This is a genomic window from Paraplanobispora takensis, from assembly GCF_016863195.1.
Lineage (GTDB): Bacteria > Actinomycetota > Actinomycetes > Streptosporangiales > Streptosporangiaceae > Planobispora > Planobispora takensis.
In genome coordinates this window covers 62,776-80,462 of the sequence record NZ_BOOK01000040.1, presented here as the reverse complement: position 1 = coordinate 80,462, position 17,687 = coordinate 62,776, and the positions used below count along the sequence as shown (strand labels likewise).

Here is a 17,687-nt window from a genome sequence, read left to right as displayed (position 1 = left end):
ACGGGTAGACGCCATACGTCGGATCGGAGAGGAGACAAGAGACTATGAAGGCCGTCACCTGGCACGGCAAGCGCGACGTACGGGTCGAGGAGGTCTCCGACCCCGCGATCAAGGAACCCACCGACGCGATCATCAAGGTCACGACGACCGCGATCTGCGGTTCCGACCTGCACCTGTACGAGGTCCTCGGCCCCTTCATCGAGCCGGGCGACGTGCTCGGCCACGAACCGATGGGCATCGTCGAGGAGGTGGGCGCCGACGTCGGCCACATCAAGCCGGGTGACCGGGTCGTCATCCCCTTCAACATCTCCTGCGGTCACTGCCACATGTGCGGCATGAACCTCTTCGCCCAGTGCGAGACCACCCAGGTCCGCGAGCACGGCATGGGCGCGGCGCTGTTCGGCTACACCAAGCTGTACGGCGAGGTCCCCGGCGGCCAGGCGGAGTACCTGCGCGTCCCGCAGGCCCAGTTCGGCCCGATCAAGGTCCCCGAGGGCCCGGCGGACGAGCGCTTCGTCTACCTGTCGGACGTGCTGCCGACCTCCTGGCAGGCAGTGGACTACGCCGGGATCCCCGAGGGCGGCAGCGTCACGGTCTTCGGCCTCGGCCCGATCGGCCAGATGAGCGCCCGCATCGCCAAGCACCTCGGATACCGGGTGATCGGCGTCGACGGGGTGCCCGAACGGCTGGAGATGGCCCGCCGGCACGGGATCGAGGTACTGGACAGCGAGGTGACCGACGACGTCCCCGAGGCGGTCCGGGAGCTGACCGGCGGACGCGGCACCGACTCGGTCATCGACGCCGTCGGCATGGAGGCGCACGGCTCGCCGGTCGCGAAGTTCGCCCACACGCTCACCGGCATGCTGCCCGACGCGATCGCGGCCCCGCTGATGACCAACGCGGGCGTGGACCGGCTGGCCGCGCTCTACCAGGCCATCGAGACGGTACGGCGCGGCGGGACGATCTCCGTCAGCGGCGTCTACGGCGGCATGGCCGACCCGATGCCGATGCTGAGGATGTTCGACAAGGGCGTCACCGTGCGGATGGGCCAGGCCCACGTCAAGCGCTGGATCGACGAACTGATGCCGCTGGTCACCGATGACGCCGACCCCCTGGGCGTCATGGACCTGGCCACCCACAGGATGCCGCTGGACCGGGCGCCGCACGCCTACGAGATCTTCCAGAAGAAGCAGGACGGGGCGATCAAGGTCCTGCTCAATCCCTGAGGCCCCTGAGGCGGGGGCCGCCGCCCCCGTCTCGGCTTCCAGAACCGCTCCATCGATAGAAAGGGAACCCGTGGACGCCATCGTTCTCCTGAGGGAAGACCACAAGACGGTCGAGAAGCTGTTCAAGCAGTTCGAGAAGGCCGGTGAGGACGCCTACGACGAGAAGCGCAAGCTCGTCGACCAGATGATCGAGGAACTCACCGCCCACGCGTACATCGAGGAGGAGGTCTTCTACCCCGCCGCCCGCGCCGCCGCGCCGGAGACCGTGGACCACGTCCTGGAGAGCGTGGAGGAGCACCACGTGGTGGTCTGGATGCTCTCCGAGCTCAAGGACATGGACCCCCGGGACGAGCGCTTCGACGCCAAGGTGACCGTTCTCATGGAGAACGTCCGCCACCACGTCGAGGAGGAGGAGAACGAGTGGTTCCCCGAGGTGCGTAAGGCGATGGGCCGCAACCAGCTCCAGGAGCTGTGCGAGGAGATGGTCAAGGCCAAGGGCAGGGCGCCGAGCGAGCCGCTGGCCGTCTCCAGCGCCCGGCAGTAGGCCGGGAGCCGGACGGGCGCGCCGCCGTGCGGGAGGGCGCGCCGTACCCCCGGAGCCCGGACGCCCGCCGTACCCCGGCGGCCGTCCGGGCTCCGCGCGTAGCGGGCCGGAGGATCACCGGGGTCCGTCGCGGTCCTGCGGGTCCCGGTGATCCTCCGGCGGGCCGGCGGCCGGCGCCTCGGGGAGGGTGACCCGGACGCAGGTCCCCTCGTGCAGCGTGCTGCGCAGCTCGACGGATCCTCCGTGCAGCTCGACGATCCTGCTGACGATGGACAGGCCCACGCCGGTCCCGCCGATCGCCTGCTCCTCGGCCTCCCGGGAGCGGTAGAAGTCCTCGAAGACGTGCTCCACGTCCTCCTCCCCGATCCCGATCCCGGCGTCGTGGATCTCCACGGCCGGGGGGACGGCGGTGACGGTGACGTTGATGACGCCCGCGGCGGGCGTGAACTTGATCGCGTTGTCCAGCAGGTGGACCAGCGCGTACCGCAGCCGGTCCGGATCGGCCCACACCGGCGCCTCCGTCGCGATGCGCAGGCGCATGTCGTGGTCGCGCCCGGCGCTCTTGGCGACGGCCTCCTCGACCGCGCGGCGGGTGAGGCCGGCCAGGTCGACCCGCTGCGGGGAGAAGGCGGCGGTGTGCGCGCTGAGGCTGGCCATCAGCAGCAGCTCGTCCAGCCGCTCCAGCAGGCGGTCGCTGTTGCGCTCGATCACCTGGAGGAAGTCCCGCTCGGTGTCCTCCTCCAGCCCGCCGTCCTGGAGCAGCTGCAGATAGCTGCGGATCGAGGTCAGCGGGGTGCGCAGCTCATGGTTGATGTTGCGCAGGAACTGGTGCTTGAGGTCGGCCACCTCCTCCAGATGCCGGGCGACCTTCTCGCCCTGCCGGGCATGGTGGCGCAGTTCCAGCATCGCGGCGGCGTGGCAGGCCAGCAGGCGCAGGGCGCGCTTCTGCTCCTCGGCCAGGAGCCGGGGCCGGTGGTCCATCACGCACACCGTGCCCAGGACGTGCCCGTGCCCGCCGATCACCGGCGCGCCCGCGTAGAAGCGCAGGTACGGCTCCCCGGCGACCAGGGGATCGTCCCGGAAGCGCGGGTCGGCGAGCGCGTCGCGGACCTCCAGCAGTTCGCGGCCGGAGACGACGTGGGGGCACAGGCCCGTCCTCCGGCCCACGACGACGTCGCCGGCGACGCCCACGCGGCCCCGCAGGTGCTGCAGCTCACCGCCCACCAGGTTGACCAGCGCGACCGGCGTGCGGCAGATGGAGGCGGCGAGTTCGGCGACGTTCTGGAAGTCCCTGTCCAGCGGGGCGTCGAGCGCCTCCAGCTTGTGCAGTTCCCGTAGCCGGTCGTTCTCGTCGGGCGGTACCGGACCCTCCGCCATTGCCACCCACTCATCAGCTCGCCGAAGTTCTAGGCCACTTGTATCCGCTGGGCGGGTCCCCATGCCCGGGAAGCGGGTAAACGGCCGGTCAGGAGAGGGGAATTCACGCCGCCGGCGGCGGCGCCGTCAGTGGTGGCACAGCAGGCAGTGCAGGGCCGCCTCCAGTGAACCCGCGTCGGCGACGGGGGCGGGCCAGGGCAGGCGGATCAGGGTGGGCCGGTCGAGGCCGCCCGATCGCACGGTGACGCCGAAGCGGTCCAGCTCCCAGAGCCAGGGGTCGGTGACCCCGGAGGGCAGCAGGGAGCACAGGGCCCTCTCCAGGCGGTCGCGGTGGGCCTCGTTGACGTGGTGGACGATGCGCTCGGCGTCGGCCGTCAGCGGATCGGGGGCCGCGTCGAGATACTCCTCGGCGTCCAGGACGCCCGACTCCGGGCCGGTGAGATAGATCACCTGGCCGACGTCCACGCGCAGCAGCCGCGGCCCGTCCGGGCCCGCCGGGTCCTCCACCGCCTCGAACAGCGCCTCGTCCGGGCAGCGCTCGGCGATGTCGACCGCGGTCCCGCGCAGCTCGCCGGCCGGTACGGCCTGCAGCCAGCCCTGCACCTTGAGCAGGCCCCGGGAGAGCTCGACGCCGCCCAGCGAGCGGCTCGCGGTCAGGTCCACCGTGACCACCGGCTCGAGGCCGGCCGCGCCGTGCAGCGGCTCGCCGGGCTTGACCAGCAGGACCGGGCGTCCCGAGCCGTCCACCCCGCCCCTGACGGGCATGGCGGGCCGGGTCGTGCCCGCGAGGGAGAGGTGGGTGGGGGCGGCGGTCGCGGCGAGGGTGCGGACCCGCTCGGGAACGGGCGGGGCGGTGACGGGGCGCTGCATGAGCCGGCTCTCCTTGAGATCGGGCGGTCATTGCGTCTAAGGTAAGCCTTACCTCAGTAAGGCAAACCTAACCACAAGGGAGCGACTGTGCGCTACACCGGACCCAAGGTGCGGCTCTCCCGCCGCGCCGGAGTCCCGCTCACCCGCAAGGCCGTGCGCTACTTCGAGGAGCGCCCCTACCCGCCGGGCGAGCACGGCCGCAAGACCAACCGGCGCCAGACCGGCGACTACGGCCTGCGGCTGATGGAGAAGCAGAAGCTGCGCTGGTACTACGACGTCTCCGAGCGGCAGATGCGCCGTTACTGGGACATGGCGCTGCGCAGCCCCGGCCGCTCCGGCGCCGAGCTGGTGGTGCTGCTGGAGAGCCGCCTGGCCTCCCTGGTCCTGCGCGCCGGTCTGGCCCCGTCGATCTACGCCGCCCGCCAGTACATCTCCCACGGGCACATCACCGTCGACGGCCGCAAGGTGGACATCCCCAGCTACCTGGTCAAGCCCGGCCAGGTGATCGCGGTGCGCGAGAGGTCGCGCCGGATGCAGCCGTTCGTCGCCGCCGCCGAAGGCGTCTACGCCGACGAGCGCATCGCCTCCTACCTGGACGTCAGCCACGCCGACCTGCGCTTCACGGTGGTCAGCCGGCCGCTGCGCGAGCAGATCGCGGTCCCGGTGGACGAGCAGATGGTCGTGGAGTTCTACTCCCGCTGACGCGACGCCGCGCGGGGCCCTACCCCCGCTGACGTGACGCCGTCCGGCCGCCGGAGCGCCGCTTGCGGCCCGGCCGGACGTCGGAGGGCCGGGCCGGGCCGGGCCGGTCGCCGTCGGGCGCGGCGGCGACGCGGTCCCGCAGTTCCCGCACCTCGGCCCGCAGGGCGGCCAGCTCCGCCAGGACCACCGTGCCGAGCTCCTCGGTCGCCTGCACCGACTCCTCGGCGTGCTCCTCCTCCATCGCGCTGACCACCACGGCGATGAACAGGTTGAGCACGACGAAGGTGCACACCAGCATGAACAGCACGAAGAACACCCACGCCCACGGGTGCCGGTCCATCACCTCGCGGGTGATGTCGGACCATCCGTCCCCGGTCATCATCTGGAACAGGGTGAACAGCGAGGTGGGCAGGTCGCCGAAGTACGCCGGCGCCGTGGTGTGGTACAGCTTGGTGCTCATCACGGCCGCGACGTAGAGCACCAGGCCGAGCAGCAGCACGATCGACGTCATCCCGGGCACCGCGGTCAGGAGCGCGGTGACGACCTTGCGCAGGCTCGGCACCACCGAGATCAGCCGCAGCGCCCGCAGGATCCGCAGCGCCCGCAGCACCGACAGGCCGCCCGCGGTGGGCAGCAGGGACACCAGCACGATCGAGGCGTCGAAGAGGTTCCACGGATCCCGGAAGAACCGGCCGCGGTAGGCGTAGACCTTGGCCGCCAGCTCCGCCACGAAAACGTAGAGCGCGACGTGGTCGACGATCGTGAGCGCCGTGCCGTACCGCTCGACGACGCCGGCGGAGGTCTCCAGCCCGAGGGTCGCCGCGTTGATCACGATGACAGCGATGATCATCTGCTGGAAGCGTGAGGTCTCCAGGACGGCGCGAACGCGCTCACGCACCGGAACTCCCGGGGGCGGAGGGTCGTGGACAGCGCAAGATCATAACGGATGTCCGGGGCCCTGCCCGCCGGCGGGCGCGGTCAGGACTCGGGGGACAGGCGGAAGACGCGCAGCTCGCGGCCCGACTTCTCGGTGTAGCGGTCGTAGACCGGCCACATCCGCACCAGGCGGGGCCAGACCTCGGCCCGCTCGCCGCCCTCCAGGAGCCGGCCGGTGACCGGGACCCGCCGGCCGCGGAAGGAGACCTCGGCCCGGGGGTCCTTGAGCAGGTTGCCGCTCCAGGCCGGGTGGTGCTCGCGGCCGAAGTTGGAGCCGACGACCAGGAAGGACCCGTCCTTCTCCGGCAGGCAGGCCAGCGGGGTGGGGCGCGGCAGGCCGCTCTTGGCGCCGGTCGTGGTGAGCACGAGCGTGGGGAGCATCTGATCGCTCATGACGCTCTTCCCGCCGGTGAGGCGGTGGACCGCCCGGTCGAGCCGGGGGACGATCACCGGCCCGGCCTTCATGAACGCGTCGGTCGCCGCCAGCCACTGGAAGAACGGCTTGAGCCGCGCGATGAGAGGTGCACCCACGGTGGACTCCTGGTGTGCTTCTGGTGTGCGGGACTCCCGCGACCGGACGGCCGCTCGACACTGATCGTAGCAAGCGCTAGGTAGACTCCCGGCCGTCGCCGCTCTCGCATCGCCCGCGGTTCCCCGTGCCCTGTGGCCGTCACCGCTCTCGCATCGCCCGCGGTTCCCCGCGCCCTATGACCGTTGCCGCCCCTCCCGCCGGGCGCCGTAGTCGCCGATCCCCTTCTCCAGCAGTGCGAAGGCGTGCTCGGCCTGCCGCCGCAGGTCCGGCGCGATGGCCTCGACGGTCTCCCCGGCCAGCATGCGCCGTACGGCGTAGCCCACGACCGTGCGGAGCGTGGCGCCGATCTGCGCGGCGACCACGGCGGGGGTGAGATCGTCGGGATCGGCGTCGAGTTCGTCGGCGACGGCCTCGGCGAGCCTGTGTTCCCGGGTCTCGTTCATCTCCCGGACCCGGGCGCTCAGGGACGGGCTGGCCTCGATGATCCGGATGAAGACGTCGCCGCCCTCGTGGAACCCGTAGCGGTAGTGGCCGGCCCCCAGTGCCTCCAGGAAGTCGCGGCGCACGGCCTGCAGCACGCTCTCGCCCGGCCCGCGCTCCAGGAAGACCCGCACGAGCAGTTCCTCCACCTCGGGGGTCCGGTCCAGGAGCAGATCCTCCTTGGTGGCGAAGTAGTTGAAGACGGTGTTGACCGAGACGTCGGCCGCCCTGGCGACCTCGGCCACGGTCACGTTGTCGAAGCCCCGGGCCATGAACAGTCCCGTCGCGATGTCGGAGATGCGCAGGCGGGTCTCTCTCTTCTTGCGTTCCCGCAGGCCTTCGCTCATGTCCCCATCCTAGTGCCGGACAAATTTTGCAGTGACTTAAAAATTAGTGTTACTGTAAATATGGAGGCGATTAAATGATCAAGACATCGGGTCTGGCCAAGACCTTCAAAGGCGGCGTCGAGGCCGTCAGGAGCATCGACCTGACCGTGGAGGCGGGGGAGATCGTGGGTTTCCTCGGTCCCAACGGCGCGGGCAAGACGACCACCATGCGGATGCTGACCACCCTGCTGCGCCCCACCGCGGGCACCGCCACGATCGCCGGGCACGACCTCGTGACCGACCCGCAGGGCGTGCGCCGGCGCATCGGCTACGTGTCCCAGGGCGGCGGGGTCGGCCCGTCCGCCCCGGTGGGGGAGGAGATCGAGCTGCACGCCAGGCTGTACGGCATGGGCGCCGCCGAGGCCCGTGAACGGGTCGCCGGGACGCTGGAGCGCCTGGGGCTGACGGCCCTGGCCGGACGTCCCGGCGGGGCGCTCTCCGGTGGCCAGCGCCGCCGCTTCGACCTGGCGTTCGGCCTGGTCCACCGGCCGTCGCTGCTCTTCCTGGACGAGCCGACCACCGGCCTCGACCCGCAGAGCCGGGCGAACCTGTGGCAGCACATCCGCCGCCTGCGCGAGGAGGACGGTCTCACGGTCTTCCTGAGCACCCACTATCTCGACGAGGCCGACACGCTGGCCGACCGGCTGGTCGTCATCGACCACGGCACGGTCGTCGCCGAAGGCACCCCCGCCGAGCTCAAGGGCGGCGCCGGCACTCTCGACGACGCCTTCCTGGCCATCACCGGCCGATCCCTGAGGGAGGACGGCGAGGCGGCGGAACCGGGCTCACCGCCCGGGCGGCCCCATGGAGAACCCGGTGTCCCGGACGGGCGGGCCGACGAGGTCCCGGCGGCCGGACGGACCCTCACGCGATCCGGCGCCCCGGGCGGGCGGGCCGCCGCGGCGGGGAAGCGGGGGAACCGATGAACGCCGTCCGCGACACCTGGCTCGTCACGCGGCACAACGTCCGCATCGCCCTGCGGCAGAAGGCCGGGATCGTCTTCGGGGTCCTGCAGCCGCTGCTCTACCTGGCGCTGTTCGGCCCGCTGTTCGCCACGATCGGCACCTGGGAGACGCTGGTCCCCGGCCTGCTGGCGCAGGTCGGCCTGTTCAGCGCGGGCCTGTCCGGGATCGGCATCGTCTTCGACGCGCGCTCGGGCGTGCTGGAGCGGTTGCGGGTCACCCCGGCCCGCCGTACGGCCCTGCTGCTCGGCCGGGTCCTGGGCAGCTCCCTCACCGTGCTGATCCAGTCGGTCATCCTGATAGCGGCCGGTTACGCCTTCGGCCTGCGCGCGCCGCTGCCCGGCGTGCTGGCCGGGCTGGCCCTCATGACGCTGCTCGGGGTCGGCCTGGCCGCGCTGTCCAACGCGATCGCCCTGGTCATGGACCCCGACGCCTTCGCGCCGATCGTGAGCACCGCGGTCATCCCCCTGGTCCTGCTCTCCGGGGCGTTCCTGCCGATGTCCATGGCCCCCGCCTGGCTGGACGTGATCTCCCGTCTCACCCCGTTCCGCCACGTGGTGGAGGCGATCCGCGACCTGTTCGCCGGTCACTACGCGACCTGGACGGTGGCGGCGGGCGTCGCGGTGACCGCGATCCTCGCGGTGGTCTGCGTGGCGGTCGGAACGCGCGTCTTCAACCGCGAGAACGCCTGACGAAACAGGGCCTACCCCTGTCAACCGGACGCCCTCACGCGCCGTCTTCCCTGTGCCACCGTCTGTCGCATCAGGAGCCGTCTTGCGCGTCCGTCTCATCCTCCCGGCCGTCACCTTGACCCTTCTACCGCATCAGCAGGCGCACGCCGCAGGCGCCGCGGTCGTCGTCACCGAGATCGTCGAGTACGAGTGCACCACGAAGGCCACGGGGGACAAGCAGGACGTCGAGGTCAGGGTCCAGCTGACGATGCCGACCGGGGCCAGGGCGGGCGAGCAGCTGAGCATCGGCTGGCGCGGGACGTACGTCGAGGGCGCCGAGCTGTCGGCGCCCGCCGGGGGACTGGCCGCCGGCACCAAGCTGTACGCCTATGCCTCCATCAGCGACTTCCCCGGCCTGACCTCCGGCACCGGGGTGGGCGAGCTCGGCACGCCGGAGGCGGGCGAGATCATCCCGCTCCCGGCGGGGGTGGTCCCGGTGCTGACCACCCCGAACGCCGCGGGCACCGGGACGGTACGGCCGGCCGCGATCAACTTCGGGACCACGCCCTCCGAGCGGGCGATCGAGTGCGAGGTGCTCAACGAAGACGTCCTGACGACCCACGCCCTGCGGGTCGCCGCGGCGTCCGGCGAGCCGGGTGACGACCCGGACCCGACCGGCCCCGTCCCGGCGCCCGTGAACCCGCAGCCGACCCGTACCGTCACCGCGACCGCGACGGCGACCGCGGTGGAGACGGCGCAGGAGGACGCGCCGGGGAACGGGGTGATGAGGACCCCGAGGGGCGGGGCCGCCACCGGAGGCGGCGGCGAGGCCGGCCCGGACGGGAGGACCTTCGTGGCGAGCGGGCTCCTGCTCGTCCTGGCCTCCGCCACCGGTCTCCTCCTGCGCCGGCGGCGCGGTGCCGGCCCCCGCCCGGATTCGGCCCCCGCACGATGAGGCCCTCCCGGTGATCCGGGAGGGGGTTCCTAGCGGGGCGGGCCGAAGGGCTCGATGGGCGGGTCGGAGTAGACGCCGGTGCCCGTCGCCGGGTCGATGCGCCGGGCGGCGGACTCGGAGACCCGCAGGACGTACAGCCCGTGCGCGGGGTCGATCGACACCAGACCGTAGCCGATGTCGACCTCCTCCTGCGAGAGTCCGAGGCTTTCCATGGCGTCCGTCAACGTCGCGTCAGGCGGAAGCCGTACCGTCACGAGAAGCATGCACCCTACGCTACGCGGCTCCTTTCCGGCGCAAAGCGGTGCGTATCCCCTCCGTGGCGACGATGCCGTAACCGTAGTCGTAGTCGAATCCGACGGTGCTGCGGTCCTCGGCGGTACGGCGCAGCAGCACGCGCAGCTGGCCGGGGGTCAGGCGGGTGGCGGGCCAGCGGGTGCGGACGGCCGCGACCACGCCGGCGGCGACCGGGCAGGCCGCGGAGGTGCCGGAGTCGGGCGCGTCGTCGCCGAAGGCCTTGGAGCCGGAGAAGTGCGTGTAGGCGCACAGGTCGGGCTTGCGCTGGGACAGGCGGCCGGGGCCCTGGGAGGAGTAGCCCACCCGCTCGTTGCGGACGTCGACGCCGCCGACGGACAGCACCCGGGAGTGGGAGTTGGCGCCCACGATCGGCCGGTCGGGGTAGGCGCACCGGCCGTCGCGGCAGTCGCGCCCGCAGTTGCCCGCGGCGAACAGGATGTCGGCGCCCTCCTGCTCCAGGCCGGCCACGATCACGTTGAACGGGTGGGCGGGGTTGTCGGAGTAGTTGCCGGGGTGTCCCACGGGAAAGTCCCAGCGCGGGGAGAACGAGCCCCAGCTGTTGCTGACGACCAGGGCCCGGCTCTCCTCCGGCTGGGCGGTCAGCACGTCGCGCAGGTGGGCGTAGGCCGCCACCGCGTCGGAGAGCAGGCCGTCCAGGGCCGAGCCGCCCTGGCGCCGGGAGAGCAGCACCGGCAGATCCAGCAGCGTCGCCCGGGGCGCGGCGACGAGCGTGTCGAAGGCGCACATCGTGCCGTGGTCGACCTCGAAGGCCCCCGGCGTGCCGTCCACGCCGCCCGGCACCCAGCTGCGCTCCTTGTCCAGCAGCGCCTCCCGGCCGATGTGGCGCACGACGTGCTCGAGGTTGATCCCGGTGTCCACCACCGCGAGCGCCACCCCGGTGCCGTCCAGGCCGTCCTCGGCCAGCCCGTCGACGTCCAGCAGCCGCGCGACGTCGCGCCAGTCGCCCACCGGCGGGTCGCCGCCGCAGGTGATGTTCGGCTCGATCACCGGGTCGGAGAAGACGCCGACGACGTCGCGCCGGGACGCCGACAGCAGGGGCAGGCGGGTGGACAGCTCGTCGTCGGAGATCTCGCCCCGGACCAGGACCGAGGCGTCCTCGGCGGCCAGCGAGAACGTCAGGGGCTGGTTCATCGTCAGGGGGTCGCCCCCGGCGGCCGGCACCGGGCGCGGCACCGCCACGGGTGCGAAGGAGGGATCGAGGACGACTCCGGGCAGGCCGTCGGCGACGTCGGCGGGGGTCGTGGTCACGCCGGGGTCGATCACCGCGGCGACGATCTCGGGGGAGGGGCGGAGCTGGATCAGGACGCGCATGCTGCACCACCGGGGTCGGAGGGGAACGTGCTCCACCACATTCCTGCATCTCCGCGATCACGTCCACCCCTGCAAACCCATCCCGACCAGCCCGCATACCCGCAAAGCCCCGCGAACCGTCGATGCTGGTTTTCCTTCCCCGAAAGGGCAGGGATCACTAGCTTGGACGCCATGACCGCAGCGGCGCAGACCACGCCTCCCCCCCGTCCCGACGTCCCGTCCGCGCACTGGCTGAGCACCCGGCCGAGACTGGTCGTCGCCAGCGCGTTCATGCTCTTCCTGGAACTGGCGCTGATCCGGTGGACCGGCTCGAACATCGTGCACCTGAGCTACTTCACCAACTTCGTGCTGCTCGGCTCGTTCCTGGGCATCGGGCTGGGGTTCCTGCGGGTGGGCCGGACCACCCGCCAGCCGTACTACTCGCCGATCACGCTGGCCGTCCTGGTGATGGTCGTCCTGATGTTCCCGGTCACCGTCGACCGGCAGACCGAGGGCGTGCTGTACTGGACCAGCCTCAGCACCGCCGGGCCGCCGCCCTGGGCGATCCTGCCGGTCATCTTCGTGGCCGCGGCGCTCGTGCTGATGGGCCCGGCCGAGCTGGTCGGGCGCTGCTTCCCCGAGCTGGACCGGCTGGAGGCCTACCGCTACGACCTGATCGGCAGCCTCACCGGCATCGGCCTGTTCACCGCGCTGTCGTTCCTCAGCGCGCCCCCGGTGGTGTGGGGCGTGATCACCGCGGTCGCCTACGCCGTCCTGCTCCAGCCGAGGCGGGCCTGGTCGCGGGTGGCGGTGGCCGTGCCGTCGCTGGTGGTCGTCGCGGCGCTGGCCGCCGAGACGCTGACCGCCGGGGCGCTGTGGTCGCCGTACTACAAGGTGACCCACACCCACTTCGACCAGGAGGGGGTGCGGGTGATGGACATCCAGGTCAACGGGATCCCGCACCAGCGGGCCGTCCCCGCGGCCAACCGGCTGGAGTGGGAGCGGCAGTACGCCCTGCCCTACGAGCGGTCGGCCGTCGGGCGGCTGGACGACGTGCTGATCGTGGGCGCGGGCAGCGGCACCGACGTGGCGATCGCGCTGTCGAAGGGCGCCGGCCGGGTGGACGCGGTGGAGATCGACCCCAAGCTGCGCGAGCTGGGCGGGATCTACCACCCGGACCGGCCCTACGCCGACCCCCGGGTGAGCACGCACGTCACCGACGGCCGCGCGTTCCTGGAGCAGACCGACCGCAAGTACGACCTGATCCTGTTCGCGCTGCCCGACTCGCTCACCCTGGTCTCCGGCGCCAGCTCGCTGCGGCTGGAGAGCTATCTGTTCACGCGGGAGGCGATGGAGGCGGCCAGGGACCACCTCAAGCCCGGCGGCACCTTCTCGATGTACAACTACTACCGGGAGAACTGGCTGGTGGACCGGCTGGCCTCCACCATGCAGGCCGCCTTCGGCCACAAGCCGTGCGTGGACGTCGTCAGCCAGGCCGGGCAGCAGGCCGTGATCACCGCCGGGCTCGCCGCGGGCGACCAGGCCTGCGGCGGGGAGTGGGCCGGGGCGAGCGCCCAGACCCCGCCGCCCTCCGGCGACGACCGGCCCTTCCTCTATCTGAAGGACCGGACGATCCCGCAGATCTACGTCATCACCCTGGGCCTGATCCTGCTGGTCAGCATGCTCGCGGTGCGCGCGGTGGCCGGGCCGTACACGCGCATGCGCCCCTACGCCGACCTGTTCCTGCTGGGCGTGGCGTTCCTGCTGCTGGAGACCAAGAGCGTGACCGGGTTCGCGCTGCTGTTCGGCACCACCTGGGTGGTCAACGCGATCGTGTTCGCCGGGGTGCTGGTCGCGGTGCTGGCCGCGGTGGAGGTGACGCGCCGCTTCCGGACCCCGTCGCTGCCCGTCATGTACGGCGTGCTGCTGGCGGGACTGGTGCTGGCCTGGCTGGTGCCCACCTCCTGGCTGCTGGGCCTGCCGGTGCCGCTGCGGGCGCTGGTCGCGGTGGTCGTGGCCTTCCTGCCGATCTTCGCGGCCAACGTGGTGTTCGCCAAGCGGTTCGCCGACTCCGCCGACGGGACCACGGCCTTCGGCGCGAACCTGCTGGGCGCGATGGTGGGCGGCTGCCTGGAGTACCTGGCGCTGCTCGTCGGCTACCAGGCCCTGCTGGTCATCGCCGGACTGCTCTATCTGGGGGCGTTCGCCCTGCTGCCCAGGGCCGCCCGGCCCGCGGCCTGAACCGTGCCCCGAGCCGCCGCCCTCGACGGCGCGGGCCCCGCGGGACGCTCTCCCGCGGGGCCCGCGCCGTCAGAGGCCACCGGTCACGGTCCGCCCGTCACAGGCCGCCCGTCACAGGCCGCACAGCTCGTCGAGCCCCCGGGCGTTCTTGTTGTTGGCCGTCGGGGTACGGCTCGGCGTCGCCGAGGGGGGAGCGCTCATCGACGGCGAGGGTACGGCGGTGCCGCTGTCGCCGGGGGAGGGGGTCGCCCGGCCGGCCAGGGCGCGGCGGGTGGGCCGGGTCGACTGGCTCAGGGCCCGGGCGGTCGCGGCGCGGATCTTCTGCCAGTCGGGGGAGCCGGAGTAGAACTCCGGCGGCACGAACTGCAGGCTGGTGATCCTGGCGTCCTTGACCTTGAGGGCCAGGTCGGTCAGGTGCTCCAGCATGTCGCGCGGGATGTTGGTCTGGGCGGCCCGCTTGGCCACACTCGCGATCTTGGTGAAGTTCGTCAGGACGACGCTGGGGGTGGCCTGCTGGGCGAAGGCGCCGATGACGCAGCGCTGGCGGGCCATCCGGGAGAAGTCGTCGCTGCCGACGCGGGAGCGGCCGTACCACAGGGCCTCCTCGCCGGAGAGCGTGCGGTAGCCGGCCTTGATCGTGCCGGCGGTGCCGAAGCTGCCGCCGAACTTCACGTCCTGCTCCACCTTGATCTTGAGTCCGCCGATGGCGTCCACCAGGTGGGCGAAGCCGTACATGTTGATCAGGGCGTAGTGGTCGATCTTCAGGTTGAGCGTGTAGCCGATCGCGTCCATGAGCGCGCGGGGGCCCTGGTGCCTGCGGCCGCCCATGACCTCGGGGTGGTCCTCGGCGTACTGCCAGACCTCGTTGAGCAGGCCGCCGTTGGGCAGCTCCCGCATGAAGCCGTCGGGGAACTGCTTGGCCAGCGGGCTGGTGGGCGGGAACCGCACGTGCTGCAGGTTGCGGGGAAGGCTGAACATGACCGTGTTGCCGGTCTTGATGTGGATGCTGGCCACGTTCATGCTGTCGGTCCGCACGCCCTCCCGGTTGCCCGCGCCGTCGCCGCCGATGAGCAGGAAGTTGATCCGTTCCTGCCCGTTCCACGGGTCCTCGGGCTTGAAGGCGGGTACGGCCGGGTCCTGCGGATCGCTGGGGAAGATGTCGTTGACCGTCTCCTTGATGGTCAGCACCGTGCTGGCGGCCAGCGCGAAGGGCGCCATCACCGTCACGCACAACGTGCCGACGACGACGCCGGAGATGATCTGCCCCGTGCTGTTGAGCCGGTTGGGCCCGAGCGTGACGTAGGAGGACAGGACCAGCAGGAACCAGCCGAGCGCGCCGAGCCCGGCCAGGCCCACGCCCAGGCCGAGCACGCCGTCCCGGGTGGCCAGGCCGGTGTTGTCCTTCAGCATGAGCCCGGCGACCGCCGCGGAGACCAGCAGCAGGACGAAGACGCCGAGGATGACGGAGCCGGCGCGCCGGCGCCCGGCCCGCAGGTGCGCGGCACCGGGCAGGATCGCCGACAGGGCGGTCCAGCCGATGAGCGCGCCGGCGGTCAGCGGCCGGGCGAACCGCGGCCGCTTCGGGGAGCCCGGGTCCTCGCCGGAACCCGGGGGGTCGGCGGCGGGCCGGGGGTTCGGCACCAGGAGGGGGACCTCGCGCTCCCCCGGGGACCTGTCCTCCGGCGCCGTCCCGTGCTCCCGGGCGGCCCGTCCGTCTCCGGAGGCCACCATGCGCTCGTGCGGGGTCCGCCCGTCTCCGGAGGCCACCATGCGCTCGTGCGGGGTCCGCCCGTTCCCCGAGGCCACCATGCGCTCGTGCGGGCCCCCGGCGGGGGCGACCTTGCGCTCGCGCACCGTCTCCCGATCCTGGCCGGCCCCCGCCGCCATGATCTGGGCGACGGCCATCTGGCCGGTCTGGGGACCGTCCACGGCCTCGGCCGGGGCGGGCGCCTGCCCCGCCGGGGGTCCCGCCGCGGGGTCCGCGGGGATGGCGGCCATCTGGCCGGTGTGCGGACCGCTCTCGTCCTCGCTCGGCAGGCCCGGGGCCCGGCCGGCGTTCCGGTCCGGTGCGTCGCCCGGGCGGGGTGCGCGACCACCGCGCCGTCGAGGACGTCGTTTCCCGCCCTCGCCGGTGAGATCCCCCGAGTCCTGCCCAAGGTGCATCGTCACACCGCTTCCTACTTCGTCTTCGTCCCGGTCCACCTGGCAAAATGGCCGAGGTCCCCCGATTGCACAGAATTGCCCTGGATTCTAGCCCCCATACCTGGACATGACAGACAGATGGCCAAGCTCACATGAACAGGGGCCGAACCTAGGAGGTCGTGGAGGAGGAGGCCCGCCAGGTGTTGCACTGGAAGGTCTTGTTCTTCTCGAACCCCTGGCGGAACCAGCGGTTGTTGTTGATCGGCTTGCCGTGGTCGCGGGGGTAGCCGGGGTGGTCGCCGACGCGCGAGTAGAAGTAGTAGAGCGTGTTGCGTTGCGTGGGGGTGACCGGATAGCTGGCCGAGGCCGCGCGCATGAACATCCCGCCGAAGCAGGTGGCCTGGAGCTCGAACCTGCGGCTCAGCGCGAGCTTGCCGCTCTGGCTGGTGGAGCGCAGCGACTGCTCCCACCAGGTGTTCGACAGGCCGGTCAGCTGCTGGACGTGGTGGCCGTACTCATGGGCCATCATGCTGATGATCCCGCCGTTCCAGCTGGTGAGCTGGCCGTAGCCCAGCGAGTTGCCCGACCCCTTGGCCATGGCCGTGGTCGAGGCGTAGATCGTGGTGTTGCGCGGGCAGTAGTACGGCACGATGCTGCCGACCTGGGGGAAGTCCCCGCAGGCGCCGCGGCCCCTGGTGGCCGTGATGGCGTAGCCCGGCCGGTGCCACTGGATGCCCCTGTCGCGCAGCACCTGCGACCACGCCTTGTCCATGCACCGTGAGGTCTTCAGGATCAGGGCCTTGAGCTGGCTGTGGCTGTAGATGCTGGCCCCGCCCGCGGGGCAGTTCACCCGGGGCAGGCCCTGGGCGGCGTAGAGGGAGTTGTTCTTCAGGGACGTGTTGAGGGTCTTGGCCTTGCTCGTCTGCGGGTTGGAGGTGTCGTTGCTCTCCTTGCCGGAGTCCTGCTCCCTGTCGGAGTTCTGCTCCCTTTCGGACTCGCCGCTGGAGCGGTACGTCGGCCTGGAGGTGGGCAGGTCGGACGTGCTGTCGGTCGGCAGCGCGACCGGCGAGACGGTGTCCGACAGGCGGCTGGAGTTGAACATGGCGGCGACGAGCACGAGACCGACGAAGGTCAGCGCGAGCACGCCGAAGACCGTGCCGATGATCACACCCGCGCCGCCTCCCTGGCGGGGCCGCGGGGGCTGCCAGGCGGGTGGCGGGTAGAGGGGCGGTCCGGGCGGCGGGGGCGGCTGGCCGTACGGCATGCCCGTCTGCGGCGGGACCGCGGGCCCGGGCGGGGGGTAGCCGCGGTTCGGCGGGGGAGGGGGCGGCGGATAGCCCCGGTTCGGCGGCGGTGCCGGGTGGCCCTGCGGGGGCGCTGCCGGGTAGGGGTTGGCGGTGCCCGGCGCAGGCGCGGGCGGATAGGGCTGGGCGGTGCCCGGCGGGGGCGGCGGAGGGTATCCCTGTCCCGGCGGCGGGGCCGCGGGCCCGGGTGGCGGATAGCCGCGGTTCGGCGGCGCAGGCGGCGGATATCCCTGGCCGGGCGGCACGGGGGGACGGCCCTGGCCCGGCGGCGGGGCCGGGTAACCCCGGTTCGGCGGCGGTGCCGGGTAACCCCGGTTCGGCGGCGGTGCCAGGTGGCCCTGCGGGGGCGCGGGCGGGTAGGGGTTGGCGGTGCCCGGCGCAGGCGCGGGCGGATAGGGCTGAGCGGCACCCGGCGCAGGCGCGGGCGGGTACGGGTGACCGGAGGCGCCTTGCGCGGGAGACCAGGCCCCATGGCCTCCCTCGGGCATGGCGTCCGGTGCCGGCATCCGACGGGTGAACCCGTCGCTGGTCCCGCCCGGCGGCGCCGGATGCGGATATCCCTGAGGTGGAGGTGGCGGTGGAGGATATTGCCCGTTGGCTGTCACGCTGTCTCCCCGTAGGCCTTGGCGTCCGATATGGCCGATAGGCCCGGACGTTTGCCAAATTTGGGGCGTAAGCATACTGATTTATCACCCGTCACGGATGTGACTGCATTCGACTACGTTCCGAAATCATCCGAGGTGATCTCCGCGAT

16 protein-coding genes are annotated in these 17,687 nt (G+C 72.1%); 7 read left to right on the top strand and 9 right to left on the bottom strand.

Going from position 1 to position 17,687, the window contains the following annotated elements:
- Positions 1–44 precede the first annotated feature (44 nt).
- On the top strand, positions 45–1,226 hold the full coding sequence (locus Pta02_RS27895) for a zinc-dependent alcohol dehydrogenase (protein WP_203877922.1): 1,182 nt from the start codon (positions 45–47) through the stop codon (positions 1,224–1,226).
- 70 nt (positions 1,227–1,296) lie between these two features.
- Entirely contained in the window at positions 1,297–1,770 is a 474-nt protein-coding gene (locus tag Pta02_RS27890; RefSeq protein ID WP_203877921.1) for a hemerythrin domain-containing protein, read from the top strand.
- A gap of 114 nt (positions 1,771–1,884) precedes the next feature.
- Here Pta02_RS27890 and Pta02_RS27885 read toward each other — a convergent pair whose 3' ends face one another.
- Both Pta02_RS27885 and Pta02_RS27880 read right to left on the bottom strand, forming a co-directional pair.
- On the bottom strand, positions 1,885–3,147 hold the full coding sequence (locus Pta02_RS27885; protein ID WP_203877920.1) for a GAF domain-containing sensor histidine kinase: 1,263 nt from the start codon (positions 3,145–3,147) through the stop codon (positions 1,885–1,887).
- 126 nt (positions 3,148–3,273) lie between these two features.
- Positions 3,274–4,017, bottom strand: coding sequence for a DUF2470 domain-containing protein (locus Pta02_RS27880; protein WP_203877919.1), 744 nt, complete (start codon positions 4,015–4,017; stop codon positions 3,274–3,276).
- A gap of 87 nt (positions 4,018–4,104) precedes the next feature.
- On the opposite strand from Pta02_RS27880, the gene rpsD reads away from it, so the two are divergent.
- Positions 4,105–4,719 (top strand): 30S ribosomal protein S4, encoded by a 615-nt coding sequence (rpsD, locus tag Pta02_RS27875; RefSeq protein WP_203877918.1) that lies wholly within the window; start codon positions 4,105–4,107, stop codon positions 4,717–4,719.
- 19 nt (positions 4,720–4,738) lie between these two features.
- On the opposite strand, the gene Pta02_RS27870 is transcribed toward rpsD, so the two are convergent.
- The 3 genes from Pta02_RS27870 to Pta02_RS27860 all read right to left on the bottom strand — a co-directional run bounded on the left by Pta02_RS27870 (position 4,739) and on the right by Pta02_RS27860 (position 7,014).
- A complete protein-coding gene (locus Pta02_RS27870) occupies positions 4,739–5,617 on the bottom strand; it encodes an ion transporter (RefSeq protein WP_203877917.1) in 879 nt (292 codons plus the stop codon).
- A gap of 80 nt (positions 5,618–5,697) precedes the next feature.
- Complete coding sequence (locus Pta02_RS27865; RefSeq protein ID WP_203877916.1) at positions 5,698–6,186, bottom strand: nitroreductase family deazaflavin-dependent oxidoreductase; 489 nt, start codon at positions 6,184–6,186, stop codon at positions 5,698–5,700.
- A gap of 174 nt (positions 6,187–6,360) precedes the next feature.
- Positions 6,361–7,014 (bottom strand): TetR/AcrR family transcriptional regulator, encoded by a 654-nt coding sequence (locus Pta02_RS27860; RefSeq protein ID WP_203877915.1) that lies wholly within the window; start codon positions 7,012–7,014, stop codon positions 6,361–6,363.
- Positions 7,015–7,088: 74 nt separating this feature from the next.
- Between Pta02_RS27860 and Pta02_RS27855 the strand changes: the two genes are divergently transcribed.
- From Pta02_RS27855 to Pta02_RS27845, 3 genes are all read left to right on the top strand, one after another.
- A complete protein-coding gene (locus Pta02_RS27855; RefSeq protein ID WP_203877914.1) occupies positions 7,089–7,979 on the top strand; it encodes an ABC transporter ATP-binding protein in 891 nt (296 codons plus the stop codon).
- Entirely contained in the window at positions 7,976–8,707 is a 732-nt protein-coding gene (locus Pta02_RS27850) for an ABC transporter permease (protein WP_203877913.1), read from the top strand. Before Pta02_RS27855 ends, Pta02_RS27850 begins: the two co-directional genes overlap by 4 nt.
- Positions 8,708–8,789: 82 nt before the next feature.
- Positions 8,790–9,641: a hypothetical protein gene (locus tag Pta02_RS27845; RefSeq protein WP_203877912.1), complete on the top strand. Its 852-nt coding sequence runs from the start codon at positions 8,790–8,792 to the stop codon at positions 9,639–9,641.
- Positions 9,642–9,670: 29 nt separating this feature from the next.
- Here the strand turns inward: Pta02_RS27845 and Pta02_RS27840 are convergent, their stop codons facing one another.
- Both Pta02_RS27840 and Pta02_RS27835 read right to left on the bottom strand, forming a co-directional pair.
- Positions 9,671–9,904 (bottom strand): hypothetical protein, encoded by a 234-nt coding sequence (locus Pta02_RS27840; protein WP_203877911.1) that lies wholly within the window; start codon positions 9,902–9,904, stop codon positions 9,671–9,673.
- A gap of 10 nt (positions 9,905–9,914) precedes the next feature.
- On the bottom strand, positions 9,915–11,267 hold the full coding sequence (locus tag Pta02_RS27835) for a S8 family serine peptidase (protein WP_203877910.1): 1,353 nt from the start codon (positions 11,265–11,267) through the stop codon (positions 9,915–9,917).
- A 171-nt stretch (positions 11,268–11,438) separates the two neighbouring features.
- On the opposite strand from Pta02_RS27835, the gene Pta02_RS27830 reads away from it, so the two are divergent.
- Positions 11,439–13,487, top strand: a complete 2,049-nt coding sequence (locus Pta02_RS27830; RefSeq protein WP_203877909.1) for a spermine/spermidine synthase domain-containing protein — start codon at positions 11,439–11,441, stop codon at positions 13,485–13,487.
- Between the two features lie 111 nt (positions 13,488–13,598).
- On the opposite strand, the gene Pta02_RS27825 is transcribed toward Pta02_RS27830, so the two are convergent.
- Both Pta02_RS27825 and Pta02_RS27820 read right to left on the bottom strand, forming a co-directional pair.
- Positions 13,599–15,650, bottom strand: a complete 2,052-nt coding sequence (locus Pta02_RS27825; RefSeq protein ID WP_239131279.1) for an LCP family protein — start codon at positions 15,648–15,650, stop codon at positions 13,599–13,601.
- Between the two features lie 148 nt (positions 15,651–15,798).
- On the bottom strand, positions 15,799–16,797 hold the full coding sequence (locus Pta02_RS27820) for a neutral zinc metallopeptidase (protein ID WP_239131275.1): 999 nt from the start codon (positions 16,795–16,797) through the stop codon (positions 15,799–15,801).
- Between the last annotated feature and the right edge of the window lie 890 nt (positions 16,798–17,687).